Origin of the sequence: Legionella shakespearei DSM 23087, assembly GCF_000373765.1 — a bacterium.
Classification (GTDB): Bacteria; Pseudomonadota; Gammaproteobacteria; order Legionellales; family Legionellaceae; genus Legionella; species Legionella shakespearei.
Map to the genome: position 1 here is coordinate 1 of NZ_KB892392.1, position 26465 is coordinate 26465.

Below are 26465 nucleotides of genomic sequence, written 5' to 3' on the forward strand. Positions count from 1 at the left end.
AGACGCGCTCAGGACGACGTGGATCTGGGAATGGCACAGTTTTGTAGCCCGTATTAGGCGAAGCCGTAATACGGGAATGAGTTGATTGCCACTTCTCTCCCGTATTACGGCTGGCGCCTAATACGGGCTACTACTACACCACCACTTCATTCAACGTAAAGCCATTCAATATGCCTGGCGTGAAGGGATTGACCTGATTGTTTGTTTTTAACAAATAGCGTCCTGAATTGCTGTTTACTTCAAACAGGATTTGCAGGCTGGAACTGTCTTGTTCATCAACCAATACATTGACCTTTTCCAAGAGCTTGAATATGGCCCAGATACCTTGCTCGGCCAGTTCATAGTGGTTTCCTTCAATAGAGTCTAAAGCCAGTTTTGCATTATTCTGTGGCCATGTGAAGCGCGTAAATGATTCACTGCCTTGGTTATCGGTTAATTTGGTTGCTCCAATTTCCAGATTCAGATTGGCTACCACAGGGTCAAGACTGATTTTTTGTAAACTGAAATCTATCTTGCACTCATCACCATGATCGGGGAAAAACATGTTAGTGATAATGTTAGCCCTGATGATTTCATCCATAGTCTCAGAAGAAATAGGCAGTACAAAATCGTTGACGGCTTTCGGTTTCCATTCAGCACTGGATGTATCAAGGAATGGTTTAATGTATTGCTCCGAAAAAGTATTTAGTACACCATGAGTTGCAAAGAAACGGTTGAAATCGGCTATTTGTATTTCTTGCTCTTGTGCTGAATCAAAGGGATAGCGTTTTGCGATGGTATTCCTGAATTCATTGAATACGGTTTGTTGCCATTGCTGATTTATATATTGACGACTGTCCCTGATCAGAATAACCCAGGTATCTCCAGCTATTTGCTTTGCCCATGAACTCAGTGGCTCAGGCAATTGACGGGATTGGCTAAACAGGGAACTCACCGGATCAGATGAGTTTTCATTAATAAACCGCGCCCGAGTCAAATTGAAGGCAGTTTTACCACCATCATTCACTACAGAAAGGGTTGAAATAAAGCGCTCTAATTCACCTATTTTCTGGCTTAATTCTCTGACACTGGATAGGCTCATTAAATTCAAATCAGTAAATTTATGGGCCACAAATTGGTTGAAATTAGAGTTGTCATCGGTAATATCAGGTTTGGTTTCCTGTTGTACCAAAGTGACAAGCCGGTTAATGGCATTCGTTTGTTGCAAGTTAGCGACAATCTGCCGACCTTGTTGATAGTCCTGATAATGTCTTGGCTGTGACTTTTTCATGAACGTCTGCCACCAGGTAACATAATCGAAGCAATAGGACTGAATTAACAAATGCTGTAACTGCGCCATATCCTGACGAGCCAATACCCAATTTTCTGACTGCAGCTTGCGGCTGATTGCCGGAATATCTTTCATTACTTGTTTAAAACCTTCTTTGGTATAATAAACAGGTAATTCATCTGTTGCCAGATTAAAGCCTTCTACTGCGATTTTTTGCTTGTCTTTAGAGAACGATTCTTTGGCAATAGAATAAAATAAATAACTTGTTGGCAAAGCATTGAGATAGTTTCTGGCATCGCTGATGATTTGTTGCTTCGTTTGCACATGATGCACAGGCTTGGCAAGCGTACTCTTTAACAACGCCAGCTGTTTCGCGGCGGTGCCTGGCTTTTGATCTCGCCATTTGTATTTGAACCAATCCTGGACTTCATTTGCTGAAAAAAATTCTGGTTGTGCCAGCATCAAGTAAATCTTTAATGCTTTATAACGCACGATAGGTGTATTACCGGGATTAGTGATTTCTTCTTCCAGATCATTGGTCAAGGCGGGTAAAAACTCCCCTTCCAGCCGTTGCTGGGTATTATTATGCAGATTTAACTTAAGTTGATGTACCGTTGGCAAAGAGATGGAGTTAGTGGCTATATGATCCATGTCATTTGCTGCTTTAGACAGATGGTACAAGGCTTGTGCGCCATTATTACCTTGAGAGTTTAAGGTATCATAGGCAAGTAATTCTTTACTGGCATCATCAAGCAGATGCGCTGTTTTGTAATGATTGTAGCTCATGACCAGTAGGGTAATACCTGCAATGCTGGCAGCGGCTGCAATAATGGGTTTTTGGGAAAATTTCCTGGTTTGAGGTGCCTGGCTGCATTGTTCTTGAATTGTTTTCAGAGCGCCTTCAACAAAGTACGCGCGGTAATTGGTGGCCTGAGGAAAGGTATCCTGAACAACAAGGGCGTATTCATGCTGAATCTTTTTATTCAAACGATCAATACTTACGCCACCTTGTTCGGCACTGGTAAAATAGAGGGAGTGAAGTTGAAATAATTTGGGTGAAATTCCCTGTATTAGTGCTTGTATTGGGGCGCGCAGGCTGGATAATTGCAAAGGTAGTTCACGAATCAGGCTGCGTTTGATAGTAGAACGTACGGGATGCATTTTGGTGATCACTTGCTGGGCAAGCAATTCAACCAGTTGATTAAATTGTTGGGAATACGTTTCAACTTTTTTGCGCACCTGGTTGAGGCAATCCAAAGAGAACCCTAAGGGTTTGGATAAATCAGAGGCATGTTCCATTTGATAAAATTCAGTGAACCCAGCCAGCGTATCCATTTTTGTAAAGATCAGCGCCAGTTCAACCTGATACCCCAGATTCACTCCAAATTTTTCCAGCAATTGCAAATGGGATTTTTTACTTTCTGCAAACTGGGCAGGCTCTGCGATTAATAGATCATTGACGTCAACACATAAAATCAAGCCTGTAATTTTAAGGTAACGGTTGCAACGATTTAATTGTTTTAAGGTATTTTGTAATAAGGTTTTACTGTTGGTAAGCCAGCTTTCACCCAGCTCGACAATAATGCCTTGTTGGTTAAAATATATTTTTGCATGCTGCTCACTAAATACCGGCATTTCTTCCATAGTACTTTGTTTTAGCAGTGCCGATTTCCCCTGTTCGTTTTTACCAGTAATCACTATGAAGGATAATTGGTTAACCTGGGGTTTTAATTGGGAAAGTATTTTTTTTATGGCATCAGATAATGCACGTAACGAGTTATCCATTAGTTATCCAGCATGGCAAGTTGGGTGTGTCCAAATAAAACCGTTTTTGCTTTATTTTCCAGTAAAATCTGGCTGGTCAAGAATGCCAGAGCGATCAGGCTTACTGCTGCTACTGCTGCAATTATGGAGGCCCGGTAATTTCTTTTAACGGTTTTGGGTATGGGGTTTTCATTAAATAAGCGTTGTGGTTTATTGAAACGGTATTGTTGAATAATCTGGTACAAATCTTCAATCGTATTATCCAAGACCTGACGTCCATCCGCCTTAAGATGGTATTCTCCTTCAAATCCGGCAATAAGGCAAAAGTAAACCAGTTCAATTAAATCAAGAAATTGATTAGGCCGTTCTTTAATGTAATTTAATATTTCAAAAAAACGTTGTTGCGGTTGCGCACCGTCATGGGTCAATGGGGTAAAGGATTTAAATTCAGCGGCTATATTATAGACGCGCAAATAGCTTTTCCCGAGAATTTCATCAATGGTTGCTGACATCAGATAATGAGCAATGCTGATAAGATCCAGAGGATATTTCGAAGCATCCAGCTTACTATGAAATGCCCGTAACTCATGTTCTATATTTTCTCTGATATGTTCAATAGGGGGCAGGGTAGGGCTTAGGCAAAGCCTTTCCAATAGTGATAATAAAGGGCCTGCTGCCGCAACCAGAGTGTTGGTAGAAAAAGGAGCAATAAAGAGTTTTGAGCGATAGTATCCTTGCGGAACCAGATTCGATTCCGATATGGCAAGGCGGCTGACAAGCGAAGCCGGATAATGCTCAGCTATCATGGGTAGCTCCAAATCAATTGTGCTTCATTTATTGCATCAGCACTGACTGTAATTTAATAAAAGATGATACGTTATATACCGCTCTTTGTTCAAGGTAGTCAAGGCAGATTTAGCTTTAATGTTTAAAATGACGTATGCCGGTGAAGACCATGATTATGCCATGCTCTTCGGCACAGGCTATGATTTGATCGTCTCTGATTGAGCCTCCGGGCTGGATTATAGCGCTAATTCCTGCTTCTGCTGCGATTTCTACAGTGTCAGGGAAGGGAATAAACGCATCCGATGCCATAACGCTGCCTTGCGGATTAAAACCCATTTGCTCCGCTTGCCAAAGCCCGATTCGTGCACTCATCACCCTGCTTGTCTGGCCGCCGCCTATACCAATAGTAGCTCCATCTTTAGCATATACTATAGCGTTTGATTTCACGTGCTTGGCTGCAAGCCAGGCAAACATTAAATCCTGCATTTGTTGTGCAGAGGCTTTATTTTTAGTGACGGTCTGCAGTTCGCAGTTTACTAAAGACAAGGAATCATGTTCCTGTACCAATAGACCACCATCAACCTTTTTCATATTAAGCCGGAATGCATTTTCCTGGTTCCAAAAGCCAGTAGCAAGGACACGAACGTTTTCTTTGGCAGCCAGTACTTTTTTAGCTTCTTCGCTGACTTCCGGAGCTACTATGACCTCGACAAACTGCTTTTCAAGAATAGCTTTGGCCGTCTCTTTATCCAGGGTTTGATTAAAGGCAATAATACCTCCATAGGCTGATTGCGGATCCGATTGGAAAGCCCGTAAATAAGCATTATGGATGTTATTACTGATGGCAATCCCGCAGGGATTGGCATGTTTGATAATAACGCAAATGGCTTGATCGGCCGGAAACGATTTAACACAATCAAGAGCCGCATCAGCATCCAGTATATTATTGTAAGATAACTGTTTGCCCTGAAGCAGTGTTGCTGCACCTAAAGAACCCGTTGCTGCATTCTTATCGGCATAAAATATGGCTTGCTGATGTGGATTTTCACCATAGCGTAAGTCACTGATTTTATTAAATTGACAGGTAAGCACATCAGGAAAACCACTTGGAGTACAATCAGCATCCAAAGTCGTCAGATAATTGGCTATGGCTGCATCATAAGCTGCCGTATGGGCAAATGCTTTTTTCGCCAGAGTAAAGCCCCAATGCGATGGCGCTTTTTTAGTCTGTAGACATTCAATCAGTTCAGCATAGTCGTCAGGTGTTACTACTACAAAGGTATGGGCATGGTTTTTAGCCGCTGCGCGTACCATGGTAGGGCCACCAATATCAATGTTTTCTATGGCCTTGTTAAAATCACAATCGGGTCGGCTGATGACCTGTTCAAAGGGGTATAAATTGACGATCAGTAGCTCAATAGGCTTTATATTGTGCTCTTCCAGGCTCTGCCTGTCTTGTTCACCGCGTGCCAGCAGGCCTGCATGAATGGCTGGATGTAATGTTTTGACTCTGCCGTCCATCATTTCCGGAAAACCGGTGCATTCACTGACATCGGTGACAGGCAGGTTATGTTCTCTTAACAAGGCCGCGGTATTTCCTGTGGCGATTAACTCTATCTCGTTGAGATGCAGAACCTGTGCAAGCTCAACTATGCCGCGTTTATCAGATACACTGAGTAATGCTCTGCGTGGCTGGAATGAAGAATAAATCTGTTTTTTGGCCATTTTAATCCTACCTGTAGTGGTGCATTTATCAAGCGCTTTTGGCAAAAACCAATAAAGCCCAGCCATCCATGTGTTCTGTGCGAACTACTTCAAAGAAAGAGTCATAAGCCTCTATCAATTGGTTTGCCTGTTCGGATAACAAACCGGATACTATCAGATGACAGCCGGGATGAAGCAATTGATGAAAGCGATCTTTTAAACTGATTAAAGGAGCGAGCAAGATATTGGCAATAATTAAATCAACAGGATCCTGTAAGGCTTCAGGAAAACCTACAGACAATTGCTGCTCATTAATTGCATTGGATACCGCATTATTATGGGTTGCCTGTAGAGCCTGATTGTCTATGTCTACAGCATGAACGTGCCTGGCACCCAGTTTTAAAGCCGCCAGAGACAGTATTCCTGAGCCACAGCCATAATCAATGACGGATTTGTTGTGTAAATCCGCTTGCTCCAACCATGTTAAACACAAGGCTGTAGTTGGGTGGGTACCCGTACCGAATGCCAGGCCAGGATCGAGAATCAGGTTGACTGCATCAGGGTCTGGAGGGCTTTGCCAGGTAGGGCAAATCCAGAGACGCTTGCCAAAACGTTGCGGTTTGAAATCGTCCATACAGGCTCTTTCCCAGTCTTTATCAGGCAGGGCATCCAGGCTGCAAAGCAGTTTAGGTCGGGTACTTGATAACAACTCTCTTGCCGCTTGCGCTTCTTCTGCCTGAGCATATAGGGCATGAATGATTATTTCAGGCCATAAAGGAGTAGTGCCCGGTTCTGGTTCAAGAACGGGATTATCATTTTTGTCAGTAAGCATAATGGATAATGCACCTGACTCTTCCAGTTCTTCACTGATTTCCTCTACATCGGCTGTTGGACAATGCTCTATTTTTAATTGAAACCACACCATATTATTCCTTCAGCATTTTTTCTAAATAATGAATGTTGGTGCCGCCTTCTATGAAGGATTTGTCATGAAGGATGCGTTGATGCAATTCAATATTGGTTTTAATGCCATCAATGATTATTTCATCAAGGGCATTACGCATTCTGCCAATCGCTTCAGCACGAGTTGCGCCATAACTGATGAGTTTACCTATCATTGAGTCATAATTAGGTGGCACGGTATAACTGCTGTAAATATGGGAGTCAAAACGCACTCCTGGACCGCCAGGCTGGTGCAGCAATTTTATAGTTCCTGGAGACGGCATGAATGTTTTGGCATCTTCCGCGTTGATTCGGCATTCAATGGCATGTCCACGAAGTTTAATATCATCCTGAGTTAAGGTCATAGGAATATCGCTGGCAATTTTGATTTGTTCTTTAATCAAATCAATACCGGTTATCATTTCTGTAACGGGATGCTCAACCTGAATACGGGTATTCATCTCGATAAAATAAAAACAGCCATCCTGGTATAAAAACTCAAAAGTTCCTGCGCCGCGGTATTCCAGTTTTTTGCATGCATTAATTACTGAATCGCCAATTTCTTTTCTTAATTCCGGGGTAATCCCTGGGGCAGGTGCTTCTTCAACTACTTTTTGATGACGCCTTTGCATGGAGCAATCACGCTCACCCAAATGGATGGCGTTGCCTTTTCCATCACCTAGTACCTGAAACTCTACATGTCGTGGATTTTCAAGAAATTTTTCCATGTATACAGTGGGGTTGTTAAAGGCTGCCTTGGCTTCACTGCGTGTGAGTGCTATGGCACTTAACAGATTGGATTCGCTGTGGACTACCCGCATGCCTCGTCCACCACCGCCACCAGCCGCTTTAATGATGACTGGAAAACCAATTTTTCGACCCATCTCCAGATTCACCGCATCATCATCGCCTAAGGGGCCATCAGAACCCGGTACACAAGGTACGCCAGCCAGTTTCATGGCTGCAATGGCTGATACTTTGTCACCCATGAGACGAATGGTATCGCCTCTGGGGCCGATAAAGCGAAAGCCACTTTGCTCGACGATGTCGGCAAAGTCAGCATTTTCAGATAAAAATCCGTAGCCAGGATGAATCGCTACAGCATCGGTAATTTCTGCGGCTGAAATAATCGCCGGAATATTCAGATAACTTTTTTGAGCTGGTGCAGGGCCTATACATACGGTTTCATCGGCAAGACGAACATGCAACAGGTCTTTATCTACATCAGAATGGACTGCGACAGTCTGTATGCCTAGTTCTTTACAGGCGCGTAATATACGCAAGGCAATTTCGCCTCGATTCGCGATAACTATTTTACTGAGCATGGACATGTCTCTCTATTCTATAATAAACAAGGCCTGGTCGTACTCAACAGGATCCCCGTTTTTCACTAATATTTCTACGATTTTACCCGCACGATCGGCTTCAATTTCATTAAACATTTTCATTGCTTCAACAATACATAAGGTATCGCCAACTTTGACTGCCTGACCTATAGAGACAAAGGGGGGCGTTTCTGGCGATGGGGATGTGTACATCGTTCCAACCATGGGTGAACGAACTTTGTGTCCGTTAGAAGCGGGTACAGGTTTGCTTTCACTGTGGGATGGATGTATTGGCGTTGGAGCAGGAGCCGCTACAGGTTGCTGTTGTTGCGGTTGTGGGGAAATATAGCGAATTTGCTGCGGTGCTTCTACGGGAGCACTGCTATGACGGCTTAATCTTAGTGACTCTTCGCCTTCTTTGATTTCAATTTCAGAAATGCCGGTTTCTTCCAGCAATTCAATGAGTTTTCTAATTTTTCGGATATCCATTGTTGATTCTCTCTACTTAAATTCTTTAATAATTGAGGTTAACGCCAGGAGATAACCTTGAGCACCGAACCCGCTGATAACACCTTTGGCAATATCAGAAAAATAGGAATGGTGGCGAAAAGTTTCTCGGGAATAAATATTACTGAGATGTACTTCAATAAACGGTATTGCTACAGCGGTAAGCGCATCGCGCAGTGCAATGCTGGTATGGGTGTAAGCGGCGGGATTAAAGATAATATAATCCACTTTATCGTTCCTGGCCTGATGAATGGCTTGAATTAAATCGCCTTCAGAATTGCTTTGAAAACAGGTTAACGCAAAACCTGCTTTTTGGGCAGCATGGGTCAAATCAGCATTTATCTGATCTAAAGTAACAGAACCATAAACAGAAGGTTCACGAGTACCTAAAAGGTTTAAATTGGGCCCATTCAAGGCAAGAATTTTTTTCATTAGACTTCAGTGTAGTCTCATTTTTGCTGATTTTGCCTTATCTTTAAGAACATGTCTATATATCTTCGAGGATATCGGCAAGATCTCCGCACGTTAGCTTCAAGATTTGACGTGTAGGTCGGTCTCTTCTAAACCTCTTTACTATTCCCCGATCTACGTCGTCCTGAGCGCGTCTTTTTGCGCGAAGGATCTCCCCAAAGCGGCATGGTGCCACTTTGATCCCGGCTGCAAGCAGACCGGGCTACACGCCCTGCCAGCTTTCAGGAGATCCTTCGCGCAAAAAGACGCGCTCAGGACTACGTGAAAAGGGTTGAATGATATGTCGCATCAGATGGTGCTACGCAACATACTTTGTGCTATTGTTTTTTAGATAAATGAAACAGGAATTGATTCATGGCTAAGACGAATATAACGGATGTGACTTTGAGGGATGCGCACCAATGCCTGATTGCAACGCGTATGCGCACAGAAGACATGTTGCCTGCCTGCAAACAAATGGACGAAGTCGGGTTTTGGGCTATGGAAGTCTGGGGTGGGGCAACTTTTGATTCCTGTTTACGTTTTTTAAAAGAAGATCCCTGGTCAAGGCTGCGTTTACTGCGCCATGCCTTGCCTAATACGCAATTATCCATGCTGCTGCGAGGGCAAAACCTGTTAGGGTACAGGCATTATGCTGATGATGTGGTCAAAGCCTTTGTGACATTAGCAGCCAATAATGGTGTTGATGTATTTCGTATTTTTGATGCTTTAAATGATCCACGTAATCTGAAAGTAGCAATAGAGGCAGTAAAAGCGCATAAAAAACATGCTCAGGGAACGATTTGCTACACCACCAGCCCCGTGCATACCTTACAGAATTTTCTCGACTTGGGTACCTCACTTGCCGAGATGGGCTGCGACAGCATAGCCATTAAAGACATGGCTGGCTTGCTCACGCCCACAGCTACGGTAGAATTGTTTCAGGGACTATCAGACACCACTGGCCTGCCAATCCACCTGCACAGCCACGCCACCTCTGGTTTGGCCAGTGTTTGCCATTACGAGGCAGTGCTTGCGGGATGCAACCATATTGATACGGCTATTTCTTCATTTTCTGGGGGGGCATCACATCCGCCAACGGAAGCTTTGGTCGCGGCTTTAGCGGGTACAGTTTATGATACGGGACTGGATTTAAACCTGTTATTGGAAATAGACGACTATTTTAAAATGGTTCGTAAGAAATACGCCCAGTTTGAAAGTGAAGCGCGAGATACCGATCCCAGAGTACAGCTTTATCAGGTTCCTGGCGGCATGATATCGAACTTATATAACCAGTTAAAAGAACAAAATGCCTTGGACAAAATTGATGACGTTCATATGGAAATTCCCCGCGTGCGCAAAGATTTGGGCTACCCGCCTTTAGTGACGCCCACCTCACAAGTGGTTGGAACACAGGCTGTTATTAACGTGCTAACCGGGGAGCGTTACAAAACAATAACCAATGAAGTGAAGCTCTATTGTCAGGGCAAGTACGGAGCAGCTCCAGGTAAAATAAGCCCAAGCCTGCGTAAAAAGGCTATTGGCCGCACTGATGCAATCGATGTCAGGCCGGCTGATTTGTTGCCCCATGAGTTAAAACAATTGCGCAAGGAAATTGATGGTTTGGCTTTAAATGATGAAGACGTTCTAATTTATGCCATGTTTCCTGAAATAGGGCGCCAGTTCCTCGAACAACGTAACAACGACAGCCTGGTTCCTGAACCCTTACTCACCCCATCAGCCGTGGCGGATAATTCGGCTTTATCAGAGTTTGATATTACTCTTCACGGCGAAAATTATAATATCAAAGTAGCAGGATTTGGAACAGCAGAGCATGGCCAACAATCCTGTTTTCTATGGGTTGATGGTGTGCCCGAAGAAGTAGTGGTCTATCGTTCTGAAGGCGAGGAGCATCAGTCACTAACCTCAGTAAAGCATCGTTCAGAACCCGGAGATGTCACCGTAGCTATTCCAGGCACGATTATAGCAATTCATGTTCAAGTCGGTGACAAGGTAAAAAAAGGACAGGCGATATTGGTCCTCGAAGCCATGAAAATGGAAACGGAGATTCAGGCCCCTGTTGATGGCGTGGTATCAGAGATACTGTGCCAGAAAGGAGATAAGGTAACACCCGATCAGGTTTTGATTAAGATGGGGTTATAATCTGTTGTAGCCTTGATTTCGCTATCGCTGCATCAAGGCTACACCTATTTTAAATAAACCCCTCTTAACTTAACGTTTCGTATAAGAAAGTTGTTTGAGCCAGTCGTTACTTCGATGCCGTTCGGGCTGAGGAGAGGCGGTAGCCTCATCTCGAAGCCTTAGCACCATGCCAAGGCTTCGAGACAGCGCTATCGCGCTTCCTCAGCCCGAACGGCATCGAAGTAACGACTGGATAAAACAAGCTTCTTATCCATAACTCACGTTAACTTAATGACAGTACCACCCTCCGGCTACAAGCTCAGGGAGAGGTTATCAGGTTCTGTTTCAGGTAATCGTTCCTTTCTGGGAGCTGGAGCTTCAGAAAAGAATCCAGGGTCATAAGCCGGTGGAACTTCTCTTCTTAAAGTCTGATTTCTAAAGAGATCCAGTGATAAATCAGAACTTTTATCCGGATGGTTTTGATACAATTGCCTGATTTCATCAAGTAAGGCTTGTTTTACGCCCGGTTTGGTCATCCCCAATAGTAACTGCTGCTGTTTCTCATAAAAAGTACGATTATGGGTTTGTTCATTGGGGCGTTCTTTTTGGGCATGAACCAATTCATGGCTTACCACATCTAATAACTTATCCAGCACATGAGGAGTCAGATTGCCGTTGCCAGATTCCAGACTGGTTAAAATGGTTTTTCCTAATTCTTTGGCCGCTTCATAAACATTCCAATAAATGATGCGACTTGATTGATAAGTATACATCAGACTGCCATTTGCCTGGGTGGAAAATCCAATGTTGACTTCGGGATAGCCTAAGCGAGCAACCGCTTTTTGAGTAATCGCCGCAAGCAATCCCCAATTGGATTGCAGATCATATTGTCCTTGTCTCCATTCCCTGTCTGGAATTACCTGATTTTCATTAGCCAGTCGTTCCTGTTTTTTCCTGTTTTGCATTTCCGTTTTATAATGACTGGTAAAGCGTTCCAGATATTGGGGAACATGTTTCAGAGATGGCAATGTGTCATTTTTATTATAGTATTGCGCCAGCTCGACTAAAGAGTATTTTTTTTCTGAATGTGCATCTTTGAACAAAGGTAAAAACGCAATCAATGCATGCAAACGGGCAGCTGATTCATATTGTGTATAATCAGATAAGGGCTCGTTATTCATCAAACGCTTTGCATCTTCTTCAACCTGATTATTGCTTAAATTGGATGAGTAAATAAATCGGTCAAAATAAACAAAAAAATCATAAGGTAATTCATTTACATGTAGCTGTTGGCTGAGGATGAGCCGTGCATAAGATTCAATGTATGCGCGCATTATAAATGGTTTAATGAATTCATAGACTTCAGCAGCATTAGTGAAATCAGTTCGCTCCCGATTTAATGGCATTGCTTTGGGAAAATCAATAATAATTCCCTTTTGACGTACTGTTGCACGTATTTCTTCGGGAACAAAATGATCCATAGTGCCAATAGATTTCATGGCAAGCCCTGCGACAGTCATTTTATCTTCAATGGAACTAAAGACTTTTATTTCCCCCAGAGGTGGCATGTCGATTCTGGCCAAAGGGGTTAATGGTTTATTGATCTGTTGCCCATTGAGTGAGATTACCGCCTGATTGGCATCAACAGTGGCACCATGCCCATGAAAAGTTCTTTGATGGCGTGCGGCAGCAAGCCCTGGGTTTTCTCCCTGTTCTACCCGTTCAATTGCTACTCCTTTGAACATGCCTTCTTTTTGTTGCCATTTGATTTGAATGTCGATGATTTTCTGTTGGGCATCGTATACCGGGGTAAATTCAAAAAGGGTATAAGTGCCATCCCCTTTCCCGGTTTTCAGGCGCACACAATGTGCATTATGGTAGATGGTAAAGAGTCCCACACCATGCCCGCCAATAAAATGCTGGTGATTATCCGCCCTTTTGGTCGAAGCACCTGGCAAGCAAAAATACTGGAACACCTGCTGTAAATTCATGCCTGTGCCAAAATCCTCCAGCCTGAATACGCTATGGTTTCCTTCTCGAAAAAGAGTGGCAAGAATCTGGGACGAACTATCTTGCCCGGGTTCAGCAGAGTAAGCATCAAGAGCATTTTGCAGTAATTCGCGCTCATATAAATGCTGATTTGGATCTGCCTGGTGATAAATGGCATGTTGTAGCAAACGTTGAAAATGGGCTTTTTTGCCATAAGCGCCAAAGGATTGGGTTTTTTGCAGGAATTCCTGAGGGGATTGGGCTAACAAGTGCAAAATCGTACTGTCAAATTGATAAGCCATCATAAAGTCTGTCAATGAGACGCTTTGTGCCTGAGACTCTTCAAGTGCAGGAAGTGGATTATTTTCAGCCAATAATTGATCCGCTGGGAACAGCAAATAATAAGCCATTTGGCCTGCTGTATTGGGCATGGCATCGAGATAGGGCTTGGATTGGGCAAAATCCCCATAACATGCGGCCAGTTTTGTTTGTTGCTTGCTTAAGGACTGGTGCAATTGTTCCAGTTCATTGAGGCCGTAGTGGTTGATCACATCAATTAACTTTTGCGCTATTCCTGACTGATCTGTTTCATGCAATACATAGCAGAGCAGATCAAAGGTTTTGAAGATTAACTCCTGGTCCCGAGGACTTAGCCCATCTGCAAAATGAATGATGCTGCGATATTCGGGTAGTAAATGAGCTGAGGGAGTGTAATGAAAGTAGTTAATATAAGGAAGCATTAAGCTCAGGTGCTCAAGAGGTAAGTCAATGAGGCGCAAGCATTGGGAATAGTGGTCAAAATCGAGATTCTGCTGGTTTAACCAAGCCAGTTTTCTCATTACTTCTGGCGAGTTCAGTTGCTCTTCAGTTAGTGCTGATAACACCGCCCCTTTGGGGAACCCTTCATGCGGTCTTGCTTTTAAAACAGTATGACGCAAAAAATCGTGGTATTCAGGAATGAATTTTTTATAAAAAGGGTAGCCGCGATCGGTCAATAAAAGATTTGATTTTTCTTTAGACATGGCCACTAAATCATCAACCGCAGAATGAGCATTGTTGGAGGGCTTTACTTTTCCATGTGGTATATGAGCATAGGGGGTAATTAATTTATTTCCTTCAGAGGAGAATAAGTATACGTAGGATGGTTTTTGCTCCGCTATCGATAACCACTCCTCCTTTTTTATTACCAGTCCATCACCATTAATTAATTCATTGTCACCATTATCATAGTCAATAACAAAGAACACCTGATCATCTTCCTCGTAAAATGAAATAAATTTTGCTTTCTTTCTGATAAGTTGCTTGTTGTTTCTATCAAATAAAATACCATCTACAGCGAAAAAATCGCCCTGACAGGTTGATGAATATATTGAAAAATCATAACCTTCATACAGCATACGGCCTTGCGTGTCGACCAGAGTTTTATAAGTAACTGGGGACCAACCTTCATTTTTTTTCGGCAGCTTTGAATTTTCAATGAGATAATAAGCCCCTTTTTTGTAAATGGAGCCAATATCATCATAAGGCCATGCCAGATTTAATGAAACAAATTGCTGTACCTCGGGATCAAAAAGAACGAGGCCATCAGTCGTTTCCAGAAGAACGGGCATGTCTTTATTGCGTTCTGTAATTTCAACATTATCCGATTCCCGCCTTGCAGGATGGGCGCCTCTATGTCTAAGATATCCCTGAGACGTTTGTAGAACGTCTGTCGTGGTCAAGTCAGCAGGAATTAATTGTACGTATTGAGCCGCTTCATTATTCACGCCTTGTATCGTAATGCCACGTACAGGATAGGCAAAAGTATGTTGGGGGCTATAGTACATTATTTCATCCTGGTCTTTGTGGGCCACCACCAAATGTACTTTTCCTTTTTTATCAAGAATGGAAATGTAGTACATGCTGTCGATAACGCGACAATCTATCTTTTGTATAGAATCTATCGGTATTTGCCCCAACGCTTTTTCTATTATTTGAGAGCCAGAATGTTCAGGATCAATAATCTGGATATTTTTATATGATGAATAGTAATTGGATTTATTAAGCAGGATGATTAATCCGTTCTGCTTATGTATGAACGTGTCTTGAGCTGTATATTGTCTCTTTTCGACATCATAAATTTTTGTACCTGAATCACGTTTTTTACAAAGCAAGAGGCAAGGGCTTTTACTGAGTAATGTGCACTCTTCTGCATAAATCGTGTCAAAAGATTGGGTATTGGAATTATATATCTGGATGTTGTTTCGGCTTTTAAGTAAACAGAGTGACGCGTTGATTTTTTCAACTTCCCAATATCCCTCTTTAATCAGCTCTCCCAAGCCATTAACAAGGTTATATTTTTGGGTTTTTGAATCGCGAACACACAATACGTCTGACTTTGTCAACTCGATTTCTACTTCGGGTAACCTCGTTACTGCTTCATCACGATTATAAATATTAGCAGAATAAACGTGTTTGATTTTAGCCACTAACAAATCCCATTGGGGATGATGTAATTTCTGAAATTTATCGTCAAATAAGCCTCTGTTGTTTGTGGCGAATGAGTAGTAAAAATGTTTCCCCTGAAATCTGAACTGAAGCAGGAGATCACCAACACTATGGTCGCTGTAGCCATCTGAATACTCTAAAGCAGGGGAGGTTGCTACAAGGGTTTGGGCTTTCATCAGGATGCTCATAGCCTGAGGGTGGCTATCTAAAATGTTTTGCGTGGCTTCATCACCGTAAAGCTGCAATACCCCATGTTGTTGATACAATGGATGCAAGGGATTGGCTAAAACCTGAGGTTTGTAGTGTACCGAAGACAGGTGCTCTTCAATCATTTGGTCATCATGGACGAGTTCCTCGCTCTCATTCCTTAAGGTGATTGAGAGTTCGCCGGGAGGGTATTGAAACAGCAATTCCAGCATGGCCAGATTATTTTCTGCTTTTAAGCGCTCGTAAAACTCGGCATCGACAAAAACACAGTCTTTTTCAGGATCAACCAGATAAGGTTTTTCCTGGCTGTTAAGAAGATGAGCCACATAGAGTTTTGATTTCCCTGAAAATTCTGGGGCTACCTGTGCCACCGTTTTTAGCCAGTTATTTGGAGTTATCAGGGGATGCAAGCGTAAGACCTGATTGGCTGCCAATTGGCGATAAGGCTCAACGTCAGGAACGTATTGGCAGTCATAAAGACGCTGGTTCACCGTATTGATTAATGTTTCAAATACGTTGTCTTCTGCTTTTAACGAAGCATTACTGGCCTGTAACTCTTTGACCAGTGGGGCAATACTGTTGGCATAAGCCACCCATTGAGGATGGGGCATGCTGTCAATTTTCCGGATTAGCGCAACAATTTTATCCCTTATTTCCTGATTGTCTAATATTACTCTGTTCCTGGCTTCAGAAATGTTGGTTGTTCGAGGGAATTCCCAAGAGACATTTTGGCTAAAACTCTCTGCTGGATGAATGATTTTGGCTATTGCGATACCGCCTATGTAAATAACGGTTTTGTTTTCTTTATGCTGCGGTTGAATTTTTTGGCCATTGATGTGGACGGGCACATCAAGATCTTCTGCCAAATGTTCGGTTAACATCTGTTCAAATTCATGTTTTTTCACATCACTGGAACTCACCCTGGTGACTGTGCCCAGAGGAATGTTATTGTCTTCTTCCATGGTCACGCTGATTTCACCCTTAATACGGCGAAATTCAATACGGCAGCCTTTATGTCCCTGTTTTCTCGTTTCGATAACAATTTTATCGTGCTCATCTTTTAAATGAGCGAGTTTTAAAAAGCTGCCAATGCCAAAGCGACCAATTTGTTTGGCGGAATCGGTTTTGGTTGTTTCTTTGGGGAGCAGGTATTTGGTGAATAAAATTTCAGGCGACATACCTTGCCCATCGGTTTCACGGATTTCATAAAAACCATCTTCTATGGTGCAATCAATCTGGCTTGGGTGTGCATCAAGGGAGTTACTCATTTCTTCAACAATAGAGCGCGCCCTGAACGCGTTCTGATTGTATATATCGCCTTCAATACTTTCATCAACTGGTGGGTGAAAGCGGTGGGTGAGCATAGAACGCATATGATCATTAAATGCGAAGTGTTGCATGTATGTATCGAAATCTTCAGCGTTTAATTGTTCTGCGTCAGGAAGAGTTATATTAAGTTTTAAAAAGGTGATCAGAGGAATCAGTGGAATGAATTTTTTCAGGCCATATTCTTTTCTTAGCTGAATGATTTGTGCAACGGTTAATTGTGTTAGATTAACGTCTGCTAACCAGGGTTGCTGAGAAGCATCTTTAACAAATTGTTCCTGCTCAGTAAGAAGATTAAATTGAGGCATAGTCATCCCAGGGCAATTAAAGCGTTCTATTGTACATTAATTTTACTAATTAGTAAATATTTGTTCCAATCTGTTCGTGGCCAGCAGTACGCTGACGCTAATCCGAGCCGCGACCGTGAGAGAAAGTTGTATAATACAGTTTGCCCATATTTTCTACGTACCGCGGCTTGTCCGCGGTATCCAGTTCGATCTACTAATGAGCACAAAGACTTGATATCTTTCATATTTACGCTGAATTTTCTGGATCCTGCGGACAAGCCGCAGGACGTAGGTGATTATTACTACATTCTCGTGAGGGAGCGGAACAGTTCGATGCACTACGATGCTCCGTGTTACTGTTCGTATTCGTTCGTATGCACCAGGGTTCCGCTCCCTCACGGTCGCGGCAGAAGCATTGATCCTGAAATAATAATTTCCAAAAAGATAAAACTATGCTAGCTTTGAAACGTTTGGCAAGATGCACTTGCATTTTGAAAAATAGTAGTTGGTTATGTACCTGATTATGATTAAGTATTTTAGATCTTTATCCGGATTATTTGATTAGCAACAGGTATATGCTGATGAGGCGCGTTATCCTCAGAGCATAGACCAAGTTTGGATCATCCTTGATTTTGACGTTTAGTTGTGGCCGGAGCGCCTGCCACTGAAGTACTAAATCCTTCAGTACTTTCATAAAAAAAACTGATAAATTATAGGGTTATATAACAACATGGACTCTCCAGGAAGAGTTGTCTCATGCGAATTTAGTTTAAGGAGTTAGAACCAATGCACCCAAATTATTATTTGTCACCTTTAGCTGTTGCCGTTGCTTTAGGTTTAGCCTCGCCAGTAAAAGCTGCTGAACCTATGCCTTTACAGAAGGCAAGTTTTGCTCAATTACAGCAAAAATTTCAATTGTCCTTACCAGGTGTTATGAAAGGTGCCACTGTTAGTCCTGATAGCCTGCAATTTATCAGACAACATACAGATGCCAACAAAGTGACTCACGTTCGCATGCAGCAACAATATGCAGGATTCCCTGTCTTTGGCGGTTATGCCATTATGCACAGTAAAAATACTGCCAAATCTTTAGCTTCAGCAAAATCTGATGTTGAAATGAATGGCGTGGTGTATCAAGGTCTGCAATCTGAATTGGGTCAGCCCAGTGATTCTTTTGTTAAGAACGCTTCTGTGGCTTTGCAACAGTTCAAAAAAACCTATGCGGATAACCGTGTTAGCGAAGAACAAGTAACACCAATGATTTATATAGATGACAAGCAACAAGCTCATTGGGCTTATAAAGTCAGCGTGTTTGTCAGCTATGACGATAAAATTCCTGCGCGTCCCACCGCTATTATTGATGCGCAAACCAATAAGCCTTTTGTTCAGTGGGATGACGTGAAAACAGCAACGGTTCCTGCAAAAGGAACAGGCTTTGGCGGAAACAATAAAATGGGTGAGTACCAGTTTGGTAAAGAATTACCTTTTCTGGAACTGAGCCGTGATGTGACTGCTGAAATGTGTTACATGGAAAATACTGATGTTAAAGTAGTGGATATGTTGCATAAGTATTATTCTAATAACAAACCCATGCAGTTTTCCTGTAAAGCCGCTGTTGACAATCAATCCAATATCTTCTTCACTGGTTACCAGGCGGATGGATATGACAGAGATAATGGCGCATCGTCACCAACTAATGATGCATTATATGCAGGTTATGTAATCAAACATATGTACCATGACTGGTATGGTATAGAGGCGTTGACCAAATCTGATGGTACGCCCATGCAATTAGTAATGCGCGTTCATTACGGTTCTGGTTATGAAAATGCATACTGGGATGGCAGACAAATGACCTTTGGTGATGGCGATACCATGATGTATCCATTGGTTTCATTAGGTGTTGGCGGTCATGAAGTAAGCCATGGTTTCACGGAACAGCATTCAGGTCTTGAGTATTTTGGCCAGTCTGGTGGTATGAACGAAGCATTCTCTGATATGGCAGCTCAAGCCGCTGAATATTATTCAGTAGGCAAGAACAGCTGGCAAATTGGCCCTGAAATCATGAAAGAAGACAGTGGTTATGAAGCCTTACGTTATATGGACAAACCAAGTAAAGACGGTCGTTCTATTGACGTAGCTGATGACTATTATGGTGGACTGGATGTGCATTATTCCAGTGGGGTATTCAACCATCTGTTCTACATCCTGGCGAATCAACCTGACTGGAATACCCGTATGGCATTCGATGTTATGGTGAAAGCAAACATGGATTACTGGACACCTTATTCAACTTTTGATGAAGGCGGTTGCGGTGCTTTAAAAGCAGCTAAAGATTTAGGTTATTCTTTAGATGATGTTAAAAAATCACTGAGTGATGTGACTATTAACTACCAATCTTGCTTTACTGAATAATCAAATCAAAAACTGGCCTGAACTTAGGTGTAGCCCGGTTGCTTGCAACCGGGAACTGACGTTCTAACCAAGTCTCCATTCCCGGCTGCAAGCAGACCGGGCTACGGCAGTTTCTACCAGTGGCTGACCTTTTATTTCAGGCCTTGTAGAGCGCAGCCAGCAGTTTCGCTACATGTTCTGGCTGCTCCATATGAATGTGATGCCCACCTTCCAAATGGACAATGCTTAAATCCTTTATCGATTTTATTCGTCCTTGTGTCAGTTCAGAATCAAAGGAAAATCCTTTATCGGCTAAAATTAAACAGGTTTTTACGGCAATACGCTCCAGGCAAGAGATAACCTGAGCCTCGGTCATTCTAAGCGGAGAAGGTTGTATCAGTCTTCTGTCATGTCGCCAGTAGTAAAGACCGTCCTCTTCCCTCACCCCTCTCTCACAAAGTGTTTTGGCAATATCAAGAGAGACATATCCTTTCAATGATCGGGCAAGAGCCATATTTTCAAATGTGTTATATCCTTTCGCCTTTTTTTCTTCTTTTTGCGTCAGATGACTTAAATATTTGGACAATTGAGCCGATGCTGTTTCTCCAGGAGCAGAAAATGGCCCTAGCCCTTCAATCAGGCTAAGGGATAAAAGGCGTTCCGGAGCAACTCCACCCACGAGGCTTGCCAGGCAGGCGCCCATGGAATGGCCTAACAAGTGAATCTTGTCATACTCTAACTCATCGATGATTTGTACTACTGTAAATATGCCATCGGTAAAATGGTAATTGCTGCTTAAGGGCAAATGGGATGAATGGCCGTGTCCTGGCAGATCAATTGCAATAAAATAATAGTGCTCTTGCAGATAAGGCGCCAGATAGTCAAAACTGTTGGCATTATCGAGCCAGCCATGTAAGGCAACAATAGGCGGATTTTTAGGACTGCCCCATGTTTTGTATGCTATGGTTAAGCCTTGAATAGTTAATTCCCGTGAGTTCATTGGTATCCCATACAAGCGTCTGATAAAACATAGTATATACGTGCATCTCATTTTGTAAAAATTACCGGAGCATTTTTATAACAAGACAATTGCGATTTTTAGCTCTAAAGGGTTATTTTTTATAGCCGCTTAGTCTATTCTTAGTATAGAACCTGGAAAAGGTATAATAGATATGCAGCAAGGGGCGGGTGGCAGCATTTCGCTGATAACATATAACATTCATAAAGGTTTTGGTGTGGGGGCGGTTCGTTTCCTGCTGCCTGAAATGAGAGAGGCCATAACCGGCTTAAACCCCGATTTCGTGTTTTTGCAGGAAGTGCAAGGCAAGCACCGAAAACGCGAGAAGCGTATTAACTCCTGGCCAGATTCGCCGCAATTTGAATACATTGCCGAAAACATATGGCCACACTATATTTATGCCAAAAATGCAGTATATCAATCCGGGCATCATGGTAATGCCATTTTAAGCAAATATCCTTTTGATCGTTTTGAGAGCATTAATCTGTCGACTATTAACAGGGCGTCACGAGGAATTCTGCACACGCAGTTAAAAATTGATAACGTAACCGTTCATTTGCTTTGTGTTCATTTGGGATTGTTTAAGGCAGAGCGGACAGAACAGTGCAGGGCTTTGATGCAGCGCATAAAAGATATGGTTCCTCCTGATGAGCCCTTGCTAATGGCTGGTGACTTTAATGATTGGCGAACGGTGATTTCTAAAGTTCTGGCAAATGATTTGGGTATAGAAGAAGCGTTTGTGGCTGTAGAAGGGCAGCACGCCCGTTCTTTTCCTGCGATAAGGCCTTCTTTATGTGTGGATCGGGTGTATTTTCGTGGTATGAATGTCAAAGAGGTTGCCTGTTTGCAGGGCAAACCCTGGCGGATGCTGTCAGATCATTTACCTTTGTTTGCGCGCTTTGAATTGCTTTGAGAATTATTTGTAAAAAGATATAAATAAACATGATGATCAGCGCAAGTAGCCCCTCTACTTTAGATACATAGGCGTCAAGCTAAGGCTCAGAAGGTGCAAACGGCACGGTTCAGTCCCCTCGCCCGCGCCAGGAATTCGTGTATAGAACTGCAGTTGAGCGCGGGAGAGGGTTAGGGAGAGGGCAAATGTCGATCTTGACCCTCTCCCCAGCCCTCTCCCGCGATAAAGATATGATTATTAATAGAATTCCTTTCGCGGGCGAGGGAGCCAGACTCTGCCACCGTTTAAGTGTCGAGCCTTAGCTTGACAGCTGACGACAGATTGTTAGGCCAAGGGTCCAACCTGCTTTATTATTCCATCTCGCTATTATACTCACCAAAACAGGCCATGCTGTTCAGACGAGCGCGTTTGATCAGGGCTTCCTGAGCTTTGGCAATATTTTCTTTCTTTCCACCCCAGGCACTTAAACAATCTTCCTGCAGTGCTCTACCATAAGAAAAACTTAATAACCAGGGTTGATGGCCAAGAGTATTCATGGCGTTTAAATTAGCTGTTGCCTGTTGTGGTGTTTGTCCGCCAGACAGGAAGTTAATGGTGGGCACTGCTGCTGGTACGTTATTGCGGAATACGCTAATGGTGTATTCAGACACTTCGTCAGGTTCGCTAAATGGTTTTACCTCTTTACCACTGGTAACCATGCTTGGCTTCAAGATAATATGTTCCAGTTCAACCTGGTGAATGAACAGAGCATGGAATACTTCATGTAATACCATCTCACAGACTTCAGCACATTGATCAATATCATGAGTACCATCCATCAGGACTTCAGGCTCAACTATTGGAACGATTCCAACAGATTGGCAGGCAGCAGCATAGCGCGCCAGGTTTTCTGCGCCGGTTTTAATAGCAGATAAACTGGGTGTGTATTGGGAAATGGAATAAACGTTACGCCACTTGGCAAATTTTGCTCCCATTTTTTTGAACTCAAGCAAGCGCTCAGTCAAGCCATCCAGACCTTGAGTTACTTTTTCATTTTCTGTATGAGGTAAGTCAACAAGGCCTTTATCTACTTTAATTCCGGGAACTATGCCCTTATTGGCAAACAATTCAGCGATAGGGGTACCGTTGTCATCTTTTTGGTAGAAGGTTTCTTCAAATAAAATAACTCCGTTGATGTATTGTTCCAAATCCGGAGTTGTAGCGAGTAACAGGCGGTAATCTCTGCGATTTTGCTCTGTGTTTTCGGTGTTTATGGTAGCAAAACGTTTGCCAATGGTGCTATTGCTTTCATCGGCAGCCAAAATACCTTTACCATCTTGCAGCATTTGCTCCATAGTGGCTGATAATTCTTCGTAATTCATAATGTGTTGTTCTCCTTGGAACCTGGGGTTTAACGTGAAATATATTTTTCGCGAATTATTTGCTGCATGGCAAAGCCGCGCTCTTTTAAGTAATTAAATGCGTCATCGATCATACCTGGATTTCCGCATAAATAAACTACATCCTTTGCGGGATCCAGATTGAGCTCAGGAAATGCGTGTTGTACATAACCGCTGAACTCGTTTTCAAGTAAATGCTGTCCGTCTTCACGGCTTAAATAAGACCTGAAGCTTGCCTGGGGGTATTTTTTTATGAATGCTCGAAAATCTTCTCCGTACAGAATTTCTTCTCTGCGTTGCACGCCCTGCAGAATGACCACTTGCAAATCGGGATTTTGCTCCATGCGCTGCCCCAGTTCGTTAAGCATTGCCCTGTAAGGGGTGGTGCCCGTACTGGTTGCTACTAAAATATAACGGCCAGGATTCTCGTCTTTTAGCGTCAAACGCCCAAAAGGACCATTAATATTAATGGTGTCGCCTGGTTTCAAATTAAATAGTAATTGAGTTCCGGGGCCACCTTCAAAATAACCCGCTGCGAATTCAATACGATTATCTTGCTTGGGTTCATTTGCCAGGCTGTAACTTCTTTTTAAACTTTTACCTTCATGGTCAAAATGAATGGTAATAAAATGACCTGGTGAATAATCAAACGCAGGGGTCATATCACATTTAAAAATAAAGTGTTTTACTTTGGGAGAAATCATAAATGATTCTTCTAAAGTGATTGGAAAGGTATTTACTTGCATGACGGATTTCAACTTTTATTATAAAGTGCTTAATATAGGGGAAAAATTATGCATTGCAAGTGTTAAACGCATATAATTAACATATGAATAGTATAGATTTCATCACAATACTTGGCAATATCAGCCAATCCCTTGCTCCGATGCAAAAATTAATCACCGGGGGGGCTTATTTATTGGGTGTGTTATTTTTTTTGAGCGCGATAGGGAAATTAAGAAAAATAGCGGATCACAGAGCTCAGTCTTCTTCCCAGGAAAAAATGTTTACCCCTATGATTCACATTCTTTTTGGTGCCATGCTGATTTATCTTCCTACGGCTTTGGATACTATGGCAAATACTGCTTTTGGAGCGGGTAATGTATTGACCTATGCGCCACCCTCACCGACTAACATATACAGTGTAATAGGCGTATTTATCAGGACGGCGGGAGTGATCTGGTTTGTTCGAGGGAGTGTTTTGGTTGTTCATGCCAGCCAACCAGGGACTCAAGAGGGTCCCAAAGGTCTGTTGTTTATTATTGCAGGTATTCTGGCGATGAACTTTGATAATACTATTGCTATGGTTAATTACATTTTAAACGCGTTAATTCATTGGACTTTGGCTGTGAAGGCCAGTCAGGGCTTTTAAGTAAATTACGCCTTACTGTGTAATAATGGATTTACTCTTCTTCACCACAAATTCTGAGATTATTGGCTTTGGCAAAATCAAGGATGGATTGGTAAACCTGCGGGCTTGATTCCTTCAGTTTTGGGTCAAGCAGGACACAATGATATCCTTCACTGTTTACGCTGGGCTGTAACAATGGGGAGTAATGGATGCGGCTGTTTTTGAAACTCGCTAATGTGCCGCTCATGCGTTCGGCCCAGTCACTGGGACGAAAGGTTTTACCTTGGGACGTTACCCCTTCAATGATAATGGTTTTATTTTCCGAATCAGTCATATCTCTATGCATTTTAAATACAGTATGCTAAGTATAACATCATCATGCCTTGCAGGGTGGAAATTTATCACTTTTGATGCAATTTATTTGCATTAATCCATTAAATCTCTTTTCAATAGTGCAAGACTTGCGATAAAGCGCCTCCGGGCGGGGTGCGCTGCGATTAAGTTAGGCGGTACTCCGCCGTCCCGCGGCTTGTCCGCGGGATCCAGAGATCTAAGTTCGGAGTGAGATTCCTGGATACCGCGGACAAGCCGCGGTACGGTGGAGTACCGCTTAACTTAATGGCAGTGTATCTTCCTGGAGGAGTTTTTCGTATGTCCTGTAGTAGTTTTTGGCGCAATTATGATAGCATGTGGTTGATTTCGATATTATTGAGGCTTGCTTGCGAATGGAAAAAGAAAATCATTCTGGAATTTATTTGTTGCCAAATTTATTAACTACTGCGAGTTTATTTGCTGCATTTTATTCCATAGTTTCCTCTATGAAGGGACAATATGAAGCCGCCGTCGTTGCTATGTTTATTGGAATGATAGCTGATGGGCTGGATGGGCGGATTGCTCGGCTGACCAATACCCAGACAGAATTTGGTGCCCAGTATGACAGTTTATCGGACATGGTTACTTTTGGCGTAGCTCCTTCATTGCTTTTATTTAATTTTACTTTGAGCCAGCTGGGCAAGTTTGGCTGGTTAGTTGCCTTTGTGTACACAGCAGCAGTCGCATTGAGGCTAGCCCGGTTCAATACACAACTGGAAACAGCGGATAAACGATATTTTCAGGGATTGCCTTGCCCTCCGGCCGCTGCCGTCATGGCGTCTTTTGTCTGGTTGTGTTATCAGCATGAATGGCAGAATATTTTAATTTCAATACTCACTTCAATTTTGGCATTATCTGCGTCCATCCTGATGGTGAGCAACTTGCGCTATTACAGTTTTAAAGAGGTGGATTTTAAGGGAAAAGTCCCATTTTTGTATGTATTGGTTTTTATTATTTTGATTGTTGTTATTTTCCTGAACCCTCCAATAGTTTTATTTGTCGGATTTAGCCTTTTCGCTTTATCAGGCCCGGTCTGTACTTTGCTCTCTTTGCGGAAAATGAGAAAACAACGCAATAAGTCAGATAAAGAAAAAAAGCAGTAAGCCAGGAGGGATCTTGCATCTTGCTCGAAAGGCCGTAACCCGGTTTGCCGTAGCCCGGTTTGCTTGCAACCGGGATGGTGCCACTTCGATCCCGGCTGCAAGCAGACCGGGCTACACACTAAATCATGCTCTGTGCCGCAACAAAAATTCCGCTTCCTGACGGTCGCGGCTCGGTTTCCGGTGCACGATGAAGTCAAGACGAACGCACGAAAACCGAGCCGCGACCGTCAGGAAGCGGAACAGTTATACTGGCAGGAACAGTGTTTCTGCCCTGAACTCATCGGACAAGCAGGGGGATGACAGAGTCAATGCCAATTGTGTTCTCAGAGAGGTGTAGAAGACAACTGCAAGCAGACCGGGCTACGGTGGGGCTGACCTTTTACGTAACTATTCGCCTTCACCAAAGTAATTATTAATCAACTGAACCAAAGCGTCATTCATTGCTTCTTCATCTGGTCCATCTATTTCAAGCGTGAGTTCGCTGCCCTTATTGGCGGCCAGCATCATGATTCCCATAATGCTTTTACCATTAACGGTTTGCGTGTCTTTGGTTACATCGATATGGCTTTGAAATCGTGCCGCTGTTGAAACAAATTTCGCTGATGCCCGGGCATGTAAACCTAATTTATTTATAATTTTGATTTTAGTCTTTATCATAGCGCTTACAATGTATCATGACTCTGGCGGTAGGTATATACCCGCAGTATAGGGAATACAGTTTTTTTAAGGATGTAGCCCGTATTAGCGAA

General features: G+C 42.8%; 18 protein-coding genes. 5 read left to right on the plus strand and 13 right to left on the minus strand.

Annotated features, from left to right (window positions below; translation table 11 throughout):
• Positions 1–133: 133 nt before the first annotated feature.
• The 7 genes from icmF to aroQ all read right to left on the minus strand — a co-directional run bounded on the left by icmF (position 134) and on the right by aroQ (position 8730).
• A complete protein-coding gene (gene icmF / locus B094_RS0105440) occupies positions 134–3055 on the minus strand; it encodes a type IVB secretion system protein IcmF (protein ID WP_018576791.1) in 2922 nt (973 codons plus the stop codon).
• Entirely contained in the window at positions 3055–3840 is a 786-nt protein-coding gene (gene icmH / locus B094_RS0105445; RefSeq protein WP_018576792.1) for a type IVB secretion system protein IcmH/DotU, read from the minus strand. Before icmH ends, icmF begins: the two co-directional genes overlap by 1 nt.
• A 115-nt stretch (positions 3841–3955) precedes the next feature.
• On the minus strand, positions 3956–5545 hold the full coding sequence (gene purH, locus B094_RS0105450; RefSeq protein ID WP_018576793.1) for a bifunctional phosphoribosylaminoimidazolecarboxamide formyltransferase/IMP cyclohydrolase: 1590 nt from the start codon (positions 5543–5545) through the stop codon (positions 3956–3958).
• 28 nt (positions 5546–5573) lie between these two features.
• Entirely contained in the window at positions 5574–6446 is an 873-nt protein-coding gene (gene prmA / locus B094_RS0105455) for a 50S ribosomal protein L11 methyltransferase (protein ID WP_026253897.1), read from the minus strand.
• A 4-nt stretch (positions 6447–6450) separates the two neighbouring features.
• On the minus strand, positions 6451–7791 hold the full coding sequence (accC, locus tag B094_RS0105460; RefSeq protein ID WP_026253898.1) for an acetyl-CoA carboxylase biotin carboxylase subunit: 1341 nt from the start codon (positions 7789–7791) through the stop codon (positions 6451–6453).
• Between the two features lie 12 nt (positions 7792–7803).
• Positions 7804–8280: an acetyl-CoA carboxylase biotin carboxyl carrier protein gene (gene accB, locus B094_RS0105465; protein WP_018576796.1), complete on the minus strand. Its 477-nt coding sequence runs from the start codon at positions 8278–8280 to the stop codon at positions 7804–7806.
• Positions 8281–8292: 12 nt separating this feature from the next.
• A complete protein-coding gene (aroQ, locus tag B094_RS0105470; RefSeq protein ID WP_018576797.1) occupies positions 8293–8730 on the minus strand; it encodes a type II 3-dehydroquinate dehydratase in 438 nt (145 codons plus the stop codon).
• 393 nt (positions 8731–9123) lie between these two features.
• Here aroQ and oadA point away from each other — a divergent pair, with 393 nt between their 5' ends.
• A complete protein-coding gene (gene oadA / locus B094_RS0105475; protein WP_018576798.1) occupies positions 9124–10911 on the plus strand; it encodes a sodium-extruding oxaloacetate decarboxylase subunit alpha in 1788 nt (595 codons plus the stop codon).
• A 290-nt stretch (positions 10912–11201) separates the two neighbouring features.
• On the opposite strand, the gene B094_RS0105480 is transcribed toward oadA, so the two are convergent.
• A complete protein-coding gene (locus B094_RS0105480) occupies positions 11202–17207 on the minus strand; it encodes an ATP-binding protein (RefSeq protein ID WP_018576799.1) in 6006 nt (2001 codons plus the stop codon).
• Between the two features lie 765 nt (positions 17208–17972).
• Here B094_RS0105480 and proA point away from each other — a divergent pair.
• A complete protein-coding gene (gene proA / locus B094_RS0105485; RefSeq protein WP_018576800.1) occupies positions 17973–19601 on the plus strand; it encodes a zinc metalloprotease ProA in 1629 nt (542 codons plus the stop codon).
• 136 nt (positions 19602–19737) lie between these two features.
• On the opposite strand, the gene B094_RS0105490 is transcribed toward proA, so the two are convergent.
• Entirely contained in the window at positions 19738–20580 is an 843-nt protein-coding gene (locus tag B094_RS0105490; RefSeq protein ID WP_018576801.1) for an alpha/beta fold hydrolase, read from the minus strand.
• Between the two features lie 172 nt (positions 20581–20752).
• On the opposite strand from B094_RS0105490, the gene B094_RS0105495 reads away from it, so the two are divergent.
• Positions 20753–21511, plus strand: coding sequence for an endonuclease/exonuclease/phosphatase family protein (locus tag B094_RS0105495; RefSeq protein ID WP_018576802.1), 759 nt, complete (start codon positions 20753–20755; stop codon positions 21509–21511).
• 350 nt (positions 21512–21861) lie between these two features.
• On the opposite strand, the gene B094_RS0105500 is transcribed toward B094_RS0105495, so the two are convergent.
• Both B094_RS0105500 and B094_RS0105505 read right to left on the minus strand, forming a co-directional pair.
• On the minus strand, positions 21862–22872 hold the full coding sequence (locus tag B094_RS0105500) for a class I fructose-bisphosphate aldolase (RefSeq protein ID WP_018576803.1): 1011 nt from the start codon (positions 22870–22872) through the stop codon (positions 21862–21864).
• Positions 22873–22901: 29 nt separating this feature from the next.
• Positions 22902–23636 carry a ferredoxin--NADP reductase gene (locus tag B094_RS0105505; protein ID WP_018576804.1) on the minus strand — a complete coding sequence of 245 codons (735 nt, stop codon included), beginning with the start codon at positions 23634–23636 and terminating at the stop codon, positions 22902–22904.
• 83 nt (positions 23637–23719) lie between these two features.
• Here B094_RS0105505 and B094_RS0105510 point away from each other — a divergent pair, with 83 nt between their 5' ends.
• Positions 23720–24262 (plus strand): hypothetical protein, encoded by a 543-nt coding sequence (locus B094_RS0105510; RefSeq protein ID WP_018576805.1) that lies wholly within the window; start codon positions 23720–23722, stop codon positions 24260–24262.
• Positions 24263–24293: 31 nt separating this feature from the next.
• Here the strand turns inward: B094_RS0105510 and B094_RS0105515 are convergent, their stop codons facing one another.
• Positions 24294–24575, minus strand: coding sequence for a DUF3579 domain-containing protein (locus B094_RS0105515; protein ID WP_018576806.1), 282 nt, complete (start codon positions 24573–24575; stop codon positions 24294–24296).
• A gap of 391 nt (positions 24576–24966) precedes the next feature.
• Between B094_RS0105515 and pssA the strand changes: the two genes are divergently transcribed.
• Complete coding sequence (gene pssA / locus B094_RS0105520; protein ID WP_026253899.1) at positions 24967–25716, plus strand: CDP-diacylglycerol--serine O-phosphatidyltransferase; 750 nt, start codon at positions 24967–24969, stop codon at positions 25714–25716.
• Between the two features lie 387 nt (positions 25717–26103).
• On the opposite strand, the gene B094_RS0105525 is transcribed toward pssA, so the two are convergent.
• The gene (locus B094_RS0105525; RefSeq protein ID WP_018576808.1) at positions 26104–26373 is read right to left on the minus strand and encodes an HPr family phosphocarrier protein; all 270 of its coding nucleotides are present in this window, start codon (positions 26371–26373) and stop codon (positions 26104–26106) included.
• Between the last annotated feature and the right edge of the window lie 92 nt (positions 26374–26465).